11 protein-coding genes are annotated in these 13,356 nt (G+C 35.8%); all 11 read left to right on the forward strand.

From position 1 onward, the window contains the following. Window positions 1–178 precede the first annotated feature (178 nt). A complete protein-coding gene (locus AU377_RS02935; protein WP_067403806.1) occupies window positions 179–1,150 on the forward strand; it encodes a nitronate monooxygenase family protein in 972 nt (323 codons plus the stop codon). A gap of 462 nt (window positions 1,151–1,612) precedes the next feature. Further along, window positions 1,613–2,614, forward strand: a complete 1,002-nt coding sequence (locus tag AU377_RS02940) for a lysozyme inhibitor LprI family protein (RefSeq protein WP_067403809.1) — start codon at window positions 1,613–1,615, stop codon at window positions 2,612–2,614. Window positions 2,615–2,982: 368 nt separating this feature from the next. Beyond that, entirely contained in the window at window positions 2,983–4,911 is a 1,929-nt protein-coding gene (locus tag AU377_RS02945) for a DUF2075 domain-containing protein (protein WP_067403969.1), read from the forward strand. 1,041 nt (window positions 4,912–5,952) lie between these two features. Continuing rightward, entirely contained in the window at window positions 5,953–6,087 is a 135-nt protein-coding gene (locus tag AU377_RS15815) for a hypothetical protein (RefSeq protein ID WP_256381687.1), read from the forward strand. 110 nt (window positions 6,088–6,197) lie between these two features. Continuing rightward, entirely contained in the window at window positions 6,198–6,872 is a 675-nt protein-coding gene (locus AU377_RS02950; protein ID WP_156450356.1) for a hypothetical protein, read from the forward strand. Between the two features lie 104 nt (window positions 6,873–6,976). Then, the gene (locus AU377_RS02955) at window positions 6,977–8,041 is read left to right on the forward strand and encodes a dsDNA nuclease domain-containing protein (protein ID WP_067403816.1); all 1,065 of its coding nucleotides are present in this window, start codon (window positions 6,977–6,979) and stop codon (window positions 8,039–8,041) included. Then, on the forward strand, window positions 8,034–9,788 hold the full coding sequence (locus tag AU377_RS02960; RefSeq protein ID WP_067403819.1) for a hypothetical protein: 1,755 nt from the start codon (window positions 8,034–8,036) through the stop codon (window positions 9,786–9,788). The genes AU377_RS02955 and AU377_RS02960 overlap by 8 nt, the downstream gene beginning before the upstream one ends. A 319-nt stretch (window positions 9,789–10,107) precedes the next feature. Beyond that, window positions 10,108–10,326, forward strand: a complete 219-nt coding sequence (locus AU377_RS15620) for a hypothetical protein (protein WP_067403822.1) — start codon at window positions 10,108–10,110, stop codon at window positions 10,324–10,326. Between the two features lie 269 nt (window positions 10,327–10,595). Continuing rightward, on the forward strand, window positions 10,596–10,793 hold the full coding sequence (locus AU377_RS02970) for a hypothetical protein (RefSeq protein ID WP_067403825.1): 198 nt from the start codon (window positions 10,596–10,598) through the stop codon (window positions 10,791–10,793). Window positions 10,794–10,860: 67 nt separating this feature from the next. Beyond that, window positions 10,861–11,862, forward strand: a complete 1,002-nt coding sequence (locus AU377_RS02975; protein ID WP_067403828.1) for a hypothetical protein — start codon at window positions 10,861–10,863, stop codon at window positions 11,860–11,862. Next, the gene (locus AU377_RS02980) at window positions 11,852–12,745 is read left to right on the forward strand and encodes a site-specific DNA-methyltransferase (protein WP_067403830.1); all 894 of its coding nucleotides are present in this window, start codon (window positions 11,852–11,854) and stop codon (window positions 12,743–12,745) included. The genes AU377_RS02975 and AU377_RS02980 overlap by 11 nt, the downstream gene beginning before the upstream one ends. Window positions 12,746–13,356: the final 611 nt, after the last annotated feature.

Genomic DNA, 13,356 nt, shown 5'->3' on the forward strand with positions numbered 1-13,356 from the left:
AAAAATAATGAGCCCTATACAATCGGTGATTTTATTGTTGATGTCTTGTTCTGGATTCCGGAATTATTATTCCTACCTTTTCGTTTATTGTTTTACGGCATTAGAGCTATGATACGCGGTATTCTGGACTGGTAAGCTGCAAATTTATGAGACTATCTATGGAATGGGGGAAATACATATGTCAAAAATTCCAACAGTACTTCAAAATTTAAGAATCCCTGCAATCGGCGCACCGATGTTCATTATTAGCAATCCAAAATTAGTTATTGCGCAATGTAAAGCAGGAATCGTCGGATCCATGCCTGCATTAAATGCCAGACCCGCGTCATTACTCGATGAATGGCTCGCAGAGATTACAGAAGAGCTTGCGGATTATAATGCCAAAAATCCAGATTGGCCAGCTGCGCCCTTTGCGATTAATCAAATTGTTCATAGGTCCAATAAACGGTTAGAACAGGATATGGAACTGTGCGTGAAGTATAAAGTTCCGATTATCATTTCATCTTTAGGCGCCCGTGAGGAAATATACGACGCGGCACATAGCTACGGCGGAATTGTACTGCACGACGTTATCAATAATAGGTTCGCACAGAAAGCGATCGACAAAGGGGCAGACGGCTTAATTGCGGTAGCGGCGGGTGCCGGCGGTCATGCTGGGGTGAAAAGCCCTTTTGCGTTGATCCAAGAAATTCGGCAATGGTTCGACGGGCCGCTTGCTTTGTCCGGTTCCATTGCGACAGGCGGTGCGATCCTGGCTGCCGAAGCGATGGGGGCTGACTTTGCATATATTGGCTCACCATTTATCGCCACACATGAAGCGAATGCATCCGAAGCCTATAAAAGAGCAATCGTTGACGGCACTTCTGACGATATCGTCTACAGCAATCTATTCACCGGCGTACATGGGAACTATTTGAAGCCATCCATCCGAGCAGCAGGACTAGATCCCGACAATCTTCCAGAAAGCGACCCGTCCAAGATGAATTTTGGAGAACAGCGCTCCAAAGCATGGAAGGATATTTGGGGAAGTGGACAAGGGATTGGTGCTGTAAAAGCTGTGATGGGGGCGGCGGAATATGTGGGTCAGCTTGAACAGGAATATGTTGAAGCGAGGGAGCGACTTAGGTTAGTAACCAACGCAATACAGTAATCAGTAATTATTCATCTAGTCGTTACAATGCCTTAGAAAAAGATTTGGAACAAGAGTGGGACAAGTTATTCAAAGAGACTTTCTTGTTGTATGAGTGACGTAGCGTGCCACGCGATAGGCATTTTTGGGGAAATAAAACAAAAAATCCTCTCAGGAACGGATGTTCTTGAAGATGTAATGATAGAAGAATGTCACAGGAGTACTTAGCGTTTGTACAGTGTTGGTCTGTATGGATGCTAGGTACTTTTCTTTTTAATTGGTTATGTTCACAGTCTCCGCAGTGAAGCCGAATAGTTATGTAGGCATTTTGTGTTGAACCTTATGGAATAGACTGCCTCTTATCATAGATAGAAAATGAGGAAGTCACTTACTATACTCGTTCACTCATAGTACAATCTACTTATAGCAATTTGGTAGAGAGCTATATTCAGGCGTGGAAGAAAGCTTGGTTTGGAGGAGACTATGAAAAAGTTAGCAATTGTCATCAGCAGCGTTTGTTTTTTATTAATGGGTTGCGGTAATAGCACATTTGACAAGGCGATAGAGCAGTCTAAGCTGGCTTTGGCGAATGGGGAGTTCGAAAAAGCATTGTCATTATCAGAATTAGCCCTAGAGGAAAAACCAAAGGATGAGGAAGCGAAAGCACTTTACACAGTGTTGACGGCTTTTGATGAAGTAAAAGATGCATTTAATCGTTCTGATTGGGAAGAAACAGTGAAAAAGATTGATGCATTAAACGACCAGAAGAACTTACCCGGGGTTCTCAAAAAAGAATTGAAGGCGATTGAAAAAGATGTCCGGGGAAATATTGAACAACAAAGTACAGTAGCGAATCAGATCAAAGCGATAGAAAATCTGATCGGTGAAAAGAAATTGGACGAGGCAAAAGAACTTCTCGATCAACTGCAGAATGATGAAACATTAAAAGAAGGTTTGGCGGCTCATTCTGAAGTGATTCACGCGTTATCAAACAATATCCACACTAACTTACAAAAACAATCTGAAGAACAGGTGGCAAAAGCAAAAGAAGAAGCCGCTGTTGCAAAGGAAACAGCTACAAAGGCAAAAGAAGAGGCATCCAAAGCCAAAAAGAGCCAATCAGCAAACCAAAAGTATCAGTACCTTCGAAAATTGGACGGAATTGAGGCAGGCCTAAGTGATTTGGCGTATTTATACGCGAATGGGATCACCGCGGAAATGAAAGAGGCCGAAGCAGAAGTGTATAAAAGATGGGATGATGCGCTAAATGAAATTTACGGCGTTCTAAAATCCCAACTTTCAAAGAATGAGATGGATCTTTTGCGGGGTGAACAAAGAGATTGGATTTTATATAGAGACTATGAAGCGGAAAAGGCAGCTTCGGCATTTGAAGGCGGAACGTTTGCAGGGGTCCAATATTTGAGTACTTTGGGGGAACTAACGAAGAAGAGATGCTATCAGTTGGTTGAGCTTTATATGAAGTGAGCATTCCTTGAGTTGTGGAAATATTCACTAAGTAAGGCCCGGGAAATGGTTTGGCCATTCCCCGGGCAATTTTTTTATTCGACAGAAATACCAATCTGCCTGTGTTTTATCACGCGAAATAAAGTGAAAAACAGTGAATGCGAACGAAAGGGAGAGGTTTATTTCGGTGAAATAATTTAGCAACTTGAATTCACATTCTAATTCTTGGTAGTGAGGTATGTTTTGAAGTAGATCATCTAAACGCCTACAGTGCCTTCGTGTTTCGATGAGTTGTATTCTATCAGAACTTATCCTATGGTTAAATATAATGAGCCTTTCCACTAATGGGGAGGTCGCTAGACTAAATAATTAAAACAGTAGGTGTCATGATGATTATATATGAGTCTACCAAAGAGCAATTTGTTGATGACATTGTAAATGAAGTGCTAATTGACCGTCTGTACAACTCCTATCAGGAAAAAATAGGGCGTACATCTAAAAATGAAATTCGTTCATGGGAGAATTCGTTGCAAAGAATGTCTAATGTCATGCAAGACGATGAAATTCCTAATGACGCTGCCGTTGCGATCGAGTTTAATATTCCCAACACATCCAAGAGAGTGGATTTTCTTATTGCGGGAAATGATGGCAACCAAGATCATGTTGTCATTGTGGAATTAAAGCAATGGGAAAGCGTTGAAAAAATCGCCACAAGAGACGGTATTGTGAAAACGTATGTAGGCAGTGCCAATCGTGAAGTCACACATCCATCCTATCAAGCTTGGTCTTACGCTGCCCTTATCGAAGACTTTAATGAGAATGTGCAACAACAAGAAATTCAACTAAAGCCTTGTGCGTATTTACATAACTATCGAAAAGCTGAAAACGATCCTTTAACAGATGAACATTATAAAGATCATCTGGAAAAAGCACCTGTGTTTACTAAAGGTGAAATTCAAAAACTTCGAGCATTTATTAAGAAGTTTATCCGAAAAGGAGATCAGAACCAGTTAATTTATCAAATTGAAAACGGAAGAATTCGTCCTTCAAAATCTTTGCAAGATGCTTTAAACAATATGTTAAAAGGAAACGAAGAGTTCATTATGATTGATGAACAAAAAGTGTTTTTTGAAGAAGCGCTGCATCTGGCAACTGAGGCATTAAAGACTGACACAAAGCAAGTCATGATCGTTGAAGGGGGTCCGGGGACAGGGAAATCTGTGTTGGCGATTAATTTATTAGTGAAATTAATTGATCAAGGACTTGTCACAATGTACGTGACAAAAAACGCTGCGCCCCGAAACATTTATTCTACTAAGCTAAAGGGTGATTTTAAGAAATCGCATATCGATAATCTCTTTAAAGGATCAGGTAGCTTTACCGAGGTAGAAGATAATGAATTTGACGTGCTGATCATAGATGAAGCGCATCGGCTAAACGAAAAATCTGGCCTGTTTCGCAACAAAGGCGAAAATCAAGTGAAGGAATTAATAAAAGGGTCGAAATTCACCTTGTTTTTCATTGACGAAAATCAAAAAGTGACGTTGAGCGATATCGGCAGTGTAGATTTGATTAAACAGTATGCAACTGAATATAATGCCGAAATCATTTCCTGCCAACTGACATCCCAATTCCGCTGCGACGGATCGGATGGCTATATTGCATGGTTAGATGATGTACTGCAAATTAGGAATACGGCGAACATGCATGATTTAGGGATGGATTATGATATCCGGCTATATGATGATCCGAATGAAATGCTTGCAGAAATTGAAAAGCTCAATCGAAAAAACAATAAATCCCGTGTAATGGCGGGCTATTGTTGGGAATGGCCAAAGAAAAATCGTCAGGATGTAAATCATCATGACATTACAATTCCAGAACATAACTTTGGGATCAGCTGGAATATCGAAAATACGTGGGCCATTGAAAACTCCTCTGTTAGAGAAGCTGGCTGTATTCACACCGCACAAGGTTTGGAATTCGACTATGTGGGGGTCATTATTGGTGATGATTTGCGATATGAGAATGGTGAGATCATCACAGATCACACCAAACGCGCCAAAACCGATCAATCATTACGGGGAATAAAAGGGATTGCCAAGAAAGATCCCGAGGAAGCGCAGTTACTAGCTGATCCCATTATTCGGAATACTTATCGGACCTTAATGACTCGTGGACAGAAGGGCTGCTTTGTTTACTGTACGGATTCTGCATTGCAGGTTTACTTAAAAGAGAGATTGGAGAAGGTGACTTATTATCGAAGAAAAAGAGAGGAATCATTGTATTTGGTGGATGAGGGGGAAGAATATAGATGATTCCGTCGCATTCTCGTAATTAGATGCACTGTTACTTTGAACGGTGCCTGTGGGATATACATTTATAACAATTCAGTCCGTTGTATGCAGATTCGAGAAGTGGTTAATAAATGCCATCAGTACAATTTTTTATGCAATTGTAGTGTATTGTCGGAATAGTTTCTTACACAGGCACCTTAAATTTTTTAAATTTTTTATGAGAGCAGCCTCATCCCTGAAACTGCTGATCGGAAACGCATGAAGAAGTGGACGGGCTACGCGCCTTACAATTTTCGCAAGATGCAGGTACTCTCCATGCACTCGGTAGGAGCTAATCTTGCGACGATTGCAAAACAGACGGGACACCATTTGTTGTAGACGCTGGACAAACAATATCTCGAAGTTTTGGATTTCGCGGTGGACAGATACCTCTAAAAATTGTCTATATTAATAGGAAGAAACTCAAATCAACATTAGAGTGATTTTGATAGGGAAACGGAGTTATAAGAAGAAATCAATGAAGTGATAATCTGCCTGGAATAAGAATTCGACGAGACAAAAGCAAACAATCAATTAATAGATCGTCAATTCCATTAGTCAGAAATTAGTTGCTGAATAGAAGGTAATAAAAGAACGGGATTCCTCCCGTCAGCCATGTAATTGTATAACAAAGGAGGGGTCCTGTTGAATAAAGACATTATAATTAATCTAGATGAAATTACGTTAGAGTTCGATATAATGGAACTAACTTTGGGCTGTATTATAGTTATTTAGAAGGAGATAACGAAAGGGAAGGAACTTCCGGAACACGGGGATTATCGGATTGTGGTGTATCAGGGCAGAGTACAGCGGATGCATAGGGAGGAGAGAGAGGAGTTCTGATACAGATAGTAATATCCATTCTAATGATACATGGGGTATTAATATTGCTCTCTTTAAGAAGTAGTATTATTTCTAAAATAGTTTGGTTTCTCCAGTTGATGTATATCGTTATTCCATACAAAATTTTCAAGTGCTAAATGATTATCGAAGCAATGTTACGTTCTTCATGAAGGGAAAAGGATGAGTATGGGCAAGATAGCGGAAGATTTGGGATTGAAGAAGACCGTGCAGCAGCACTTTGAACGAGCTAGGGTAAAAGTGAAAGAAAGAGTAGGAGAAGAAGCTTCATTACGTACGAAGCCTCTCTCTATATGAGGGGGCATTCGAACGACTGAACCGTTCCGAAAGCCCCTGTATATACGTATGTTGTTTTAGCTCATCCTGATATTATTGTGGGGGAGGCGGGAGATCTGAAAGATATAAAGATGAATATAGTAACTGGATTTTTGGTATTAATAGGTGTATTTACAGTTTTGTTAAGTTGGCTACATTTGTTAGGTTGGTCTTATGGCGGAAATGAGGTATTAATATCTGCCGCTATAGGACTGATAGGTGCAATAGTTGGAGGAGCGATTTCAGGGGTGTTGACATTGCTTGGAGTGTCAATTTCTATTCGAGATAGTGCAAAATTACGTGAGAAAGATGATTTGCCGGGTAAAATAAGTCGTATCGAGAATGCGATTGACATTTTGGAGAGAGTTACTGAAATCGATTTAGCCTTTGATGCAAGAAGTCATAAGAATCGATTTGTACAAGTGGATTATTCTACGATGTATAAGATTCTAGATGATTATAATGAATTAACTGAAATTATTCCTAAGAAGTTAAAAAATGATTTTATTTACATTGATGCAGAAGCGTATCAAATGTATTTAAGATTCAAGGATCAAGTTCAATTATTAGGAATGACATTTATTAATGAGGTCGGTTTGGAATCAGAAGATTATAAAGACTCCAAAGTAACTAGTTTGGCAGGATTCATTGATTTTTTGTATAAACGCGATAAAAAATTTACTTATCAACTTGGGATGATATATGCGGATTTACATGTACAATTAGCATTAAAGCATGAACAACTAATAGAGGAATTAGATTATTAGTACGTCATCTCTTTGGAGGTGCTTTTTTCTCAATTCCGTTCGGGAAGTCGCAAATAATCGAGTGAACGTTAAGGAGTTGTATTATCATAAAAACAGAATTACGATTGGATAACTTTAAACCAAGAGAGAACAGTGGTTCAAGATCTACAAATCGTTTAAATCTGCAGGCATCATATGCAATAATCAAAATTCTTGAGTCTCATGAATCTGATTTTACTGTAGTAATGGATTTAGTCGATGATTTGGCAATATTTTTTAATGAAGGAAAAAATAATATTAATACATATCAAATTAAAACAGTCGGATCAAAAAGCTCTAATTACAAGTTAAATTCACTGATATCGGATGATGTCTTTTTAAAATTATATGATCATGTAGAACAGTTCGAAAAAAGCATCAATTCGATTAACCTCATTACGAATATGCCAATTTCTCATACTTATAAAGATCCTATTGAGAATAAAAACAAAACAGTTATCGTTTCTAACACGAAAATCCGGCTAAATCAATTACAACCAGAAGTTCGAATGAAAATTGAAGGAAATATGAAAAAGAGTTCGCATTTCATAAAACATGGGCTTTCTGATAAATTCACATTTTCTCTCTGGGATATATCAGTCACATCTCATTATCAAATTACCCAAGCAGCCCTATTAGAATTTTGTTCAAATGAATACCCTTATATGGATAGTAAAACAATAACTGCATTGCATAAGACTTTATACGAACATTTATTAAACAAACAATCCTATGAATTTGAATTAACTGATGATATGGAGGAAGTTTTTAAACATAAGAGTTATTCTAGTAACTCATTTAAAGCGTTGTTATATCAAGCAACGTCTGTAGGAACGTTAACAATGGAGAAAATTAATTCTGATTATATACATTTTGATAATTTGTTACATGAAACTAAGTACAATCAAGCTTTAGTAAGATTGAAAACTAAAATATTTCAACATACAAACTTGTTTGAACGTAATTTTGAAATAATAGCGCCTGAAATCCAAAAAACACTATCTAAAGTAAAAACAAAAAAAGAATTATTCGAAGTATTAATTCTTCAACTCAATACAGAACTGGTATATGAGTTAAGTCAAATAGAAAAAGAATTATTGCTAATAAATGGGATCGAAGAAGTTTTGAAAAGGGGATTAGAGGATGAATAATTTAATGTTTAAACAATTAGAAATTATAGACATAGTCACATACGAAGCATTTTCGATTGAGTTTGTTAAAGGGGTCAATATTATTACAAGCACTGATAATAGTGTAGGTAAATCTACTATTTTAAAATCTTTATATTACGTCCTTGGTGCTGAAGTTAAATTTGGTCATAGAATCAATCCGAAAAATTTACTGATCATATTGAAATTTACTTTCAATAACGACGAGTACACAATTATGAGAAATCAAAATGCATATAAGGTGATCGAGCCTAATAATATTATAAATTCATTTCATAACAATAAAGCAATTTCTAAGTTTTTGTCAGAACTTTATGGTTTCAAAATTGAAATTGAAGGGACAAAAAAGAGAATTGAAAGTGCACCTCCAGTCTTTTATTATTTGCCTTATTATATTGACCAGATGAAAGGGTGGCAACCAGATCCTGAAAATTTTGAGAGGTTAGGACAATTCAATAAACCTAAAAGAGATGCTTCGTTGTATTTTCATTTAGGGATATTAGGGGACGACTACCTTAGTTTAATAAATAGAAAGGAAGAACTTAGTAACGAAAAAAAAGATTTAAATATAAAGCATGAACATACACATAACTTGTTAAAAATTATTGAAGAAGAAGTTACCTCATTTGATATTTCATTAAATAACTCTGATGAATTACTTTTACAAAAAAGAACTCACTTGAAAAAATATCAAAAATACAATTTTGATGCAAATAATATTAAACAAAAATTATTGGAGTATAAAGAAACTCTTTATCAATTGAATTTTACTATAAAAAATATAGATAAATCAGTAAGAAATGAAGAGTCTAAGAAAAAATTAATCAATGAAACAGACTTATATATTGATTGCCCAAACTGCGAGTTTGAATTTAATATTCCACAAAACAAACTTTTCAAAGTCAATTATAACGTCGAGGAATTGCAATCTCATAAGGTTGAATTATTGGATAAAAAATCAAAATTGATTAATGAAATTACAAAAATTGAAAAAGAACTTTATATATTTTCCCTCCAATTAAATGAGATCGAGCAGATTCAGAGTGGAAATTCTAATTCACTTGAAAGTATTATGAAATTCAAGGGATTAGAATCCACTAAGAATAAGTTGTTAACTAAGCTAAAAGAATATACGGTCTCAATTGCTGAAATTGAAATTGACATTAAAAAAATCACAGCAAAAATCACTAAAATAAATAAACAAAAATCACAAATTGACTATAAATATAGTGAGTTTTTAGAAGAATACTTTAGCCTATTTGAAATAACAGAAATTGTAATTGAGGATAATAATCGGAAACAATTTGTTCCGAGTAAAACTTTTTCAAGTGATGGAGCGAATCAAATAAAATTAAATTTAGCTCGACTCTATTCGCTGGTAAGTTTAATAAACCATTACAAAAATGGAGTTTTATTCCCCATAGTTATTGACTCACCTAAAACCGGAGAACAGAGCTTTAAAAACAATAAAAATACATTAGATAATCTAGTACATAAAATCAAATTAGACAATCAAACTATAATAGCAACTATTGATTTCGAATTAAGTAGTAATAAAAGGAAATTTAAATTAATAAAGCGTAGCCGCAGAGCTAAGTTAATTCAAAACAAAAAACTGAAAGTAATTAAACTGGCTGATAGAGAAGCGAGTCTATTAAACTCTAGCATTTTTAATGAAAGCCTACAAAAATATGAGGAATATATAAGAATATTTACAACTGATCAATGATGTCTAAAGAATTCAAAAAGAGCGTTAAATCACTTTTCATATCATGACTTTTCGGCAGTTGATCCTGACGGGTAACCCCTTGTAACTACGATAACAAAAAAAACCTGAACCTGAAGGCGCGGAGGTTGATTCTGTAAGGTAAAACAAACTAAAAACAGCTAGGTTTTTAAAATGAATCACATCTCTAAGTGTATCAATTCTATCGTTGAAAGATAGTGGAAAAAATTGGAGGAAGGTAAGCCCGTAATCAAACAACGCATATAAACATGCAGCACCTCCAGGTACGATAAACGTATCAATTTAAAGGAGGTGCTTTTCAATGCCAGAACAACCATTAGTCATCGTCCCCGTTACACTGCATCCTATTGCAAACACTAACCAGCCAAAATCCCTCCGGTTTTTGTACGATTACACTCGCACATGCCGAAATCACCTTCCAAAATGGTGTGGAGGAGCGCATCATCCAAACAATTATGAGGGAGCTGATGAACCGATGAGGCAGGATTACACCGAGGTCAAAAATATCTATATCGTCTAAGCTCTCAATATGGCTCACATGAAGCTCTATTTAAGCAGTCAATCCAATTCATAATTTCATCAAAGCACCTCATAACGTGACTGTGGGTTTCTGTCATGACAATTTTAGAGTATTTTTGGTGAAAGTCCATCACAAAAATGGGGGATGTTGAATTCAGATAGCTTTTAACTATTTATATTATGTTTAATAAGTAGTAAAAAGTGGCTAGGTTTGTTAAAATTGAACTAGAATTCAAATCTACAGATCAGATTATTATTGGAGGTTTATGCATGGCGAAAGATAAGGAAAAGCAAATTGCTTTTTATATGACACAACGTTCAGCAAAAGAATTAGATGAAATACAAAAGATTTTCGATGAACGTGAGGGACGTGTAACAAAAGCATATATTCTCAATCAAGCTATTTATAAATACTATGAGTACGTAAAAGAACACTATGGCATTAATGATGAAAAAGTAGAAAAGTAAGGTACTTTGATGTCGATAAAGGTGCCTGTAGGCTCTTGTGTTTGTAAAAAAATAGGAGTGTATACAAGTGACAAATTCAATTAATATCATTCGGAGTAAGAATAAAAAATTAGTAGTTCATGAGGTTGATATTTCTCATGTTAGATTAGTTGAACTATCTCAATTAGCTGACCAAGCAAAACCTTTTTATGATTGGGTTGAGAGAAGAACTAAAAATGTTATGAAAAACTCAAAATCATTTGAGGATAACATTATGATTATGACAAAAGAGCAAATTGCTCAAGTTATTAAGGATTGCTATACGGATAACTCTAGTAAAGTTCCTATGCTTTTTGACGGAGTAGGTAGAAGCTACCCCCATAATAAGGCTTGTTTCTATTTTCTGTCTTGGATTATTCGTGACGCTCCTCAACAAAGGCTATCTCCGTTAATTTCAAGGATGACAAGACATAATAAAGATTTGAAGAAAATTGAGGCAGAAATTGACTCGTTAGCTGCTTTATATGTTGAATATAGAAATAATGCAAGAAACTTTAAATGGGAATCTATTCGTGAGGTTGTCATTGATAGGCTTGAGGGGTCAAGGAGAAGTATCAGTGGACACTTGTTAGAAGCTAACATTCGTGCTTCAATAGCCACTGCCTTCCAAAATTATTATGCGATTAATATGGACTACGGAGTTTACGATAATATAGTTATCAATAACAAACAAATTTCTATTGGATCAGATACTATCGATGTTTCAGCTATGTTAACTAAAGACAAAAATATAAAGTATCTTTATATACCTGTTAAATCGCGTGAAACAGAGGGGGGAGGACACTCTCATTTATTTTCAAGAGATATTATTACAGCTGTAAATAATATTAAAGCTAATGTTCCAATCGCCCATATTGCGGTTGTTATTGTAGCAACAAACTGGTCAAATTCCGAAATTGAGTCAATTTTGAAAGATATTGATATTGTTTTCCATTTTGATATGAACCCAAATGAATTAAATATTCTTGATGATGACTCTCAACGTGAAATAAATGTTTATATAGAAAGGGTTTTAAAAGGTGAAATCTAATCAAATTTTAAATGGCGATGTCCGTGAAGTAGCAAAAGAATTGGAACCTAACTCAATTCAAACAATTATTACAAGTCCGCCATATTTTGGTTTACGAAAATATAGTAAAGATGCTGTTGAGTCTAAAAATGAAATTGGGCGTGAACAGACTATTACAGAGTATATTGACGACCTTGTATCTGTTTTTGAAAACTTAAAACCTGCACTGAAAAAAGATGGAACTGTTTGGGTAAATCTCGGTGATGCGTACGTTAAGGGAAATTTACAAGGGGCTCCTTGGAGATTTGCTTTAGCTATGCAAGATAAAGGTTGGATTTTAAGAAGCGACATAATTTGGCATAAACCAAATGCAATGCCATCTTCTGTGAAAAATCGACCAACTACCGACCACGAGTATATTTTCTTATTCACACTTGACCAAAAAAATTATTACTATAATGCCGATGCAATTAGAGAAGAACATGTTACTTTTTCTGAAAACTCTAAAATGAAAGGTGGACGTAATCATTTAGGCAAAAAAGGAGGAACTCCAGAGCAAGGAAAAAATGCCGGAAATCCAAACCTACACGACGGACGCTGGGACCAAGCATTTCACCCACTTGGAAGAAATAAGAGGACAGTTTGGAATATTCCACTTGGAAAATATAAAGGAGCGCATTTTGCAGTATTCCCAGAAAAACTTGTTGAAACTTGTTTATTAGCATCTACCAAAGAGGGAGATATCGTATTAGACCCGTTCTTTGGCTCTGGAACAACTGGAGTTGTTGCATTAAAACATAATCGTGATTATTTAGGTATTGAACTTGTTAAAGAGTATGCTGAATTAGCGCAAAATAGATTAAATGAATTTAGTCCACAGTTAAATTTATTTGGATCGAAATAGATTTTCGTCCTCGTAAACAATTTGCAAACACTAGGTATAAATTCATAACTAATCTTGTTCACTCTTACAACTAAAAAGCCTTTACAATAAGCATTCAAAACCTTACAATGTTGAGGGAACACAGAGCGGGAGTAATATTAATTATTTGAGAACCTATTTATAGGTTCTCTTTTCATTATGCAACCGTATGGTATATACTAGTCCCCAGAAGGTCTTTGAACCGAGTTCGTTAATATGTAATACTCCCTAGTAAACACCTTAACGAATTTGCGACAATTGACCTTCTAATTTATTGAAATTAGGAGGTTTTTTCTATGGGCAGAAAACCTGGTATTTTTCCATTCAATCAGAAGAAGTTAACCTTTTAAAAGTTATCCGTGACTAGAGATAAGTAAAAAAAGCGACCGGTCAATATGGAGAGGGCGCTTTTTTATAAGAGAAAACCCTAATATACAGAAATATCCCATCTTATATAATATATTTAGGAGCATTCCTGTTAGAAGCTTTTTAGGGGACTTGAACATAAAAAGCCCTCTTGGTATGATGCGGGGTGTCAAATCTGAGCGAATTGACCCCTAATTTAGATACCAAGGAGGACTCATTTATGAATT

The sequence above is a fragment of the Sporosarcina sp. HYO08 genome (genome assembly GCF_001563475.1).
Classification (GTDB): Bacteria; Bacillota; Bacilli; order Bacillales_A; family Planococcaceae; genus Sporosarcina.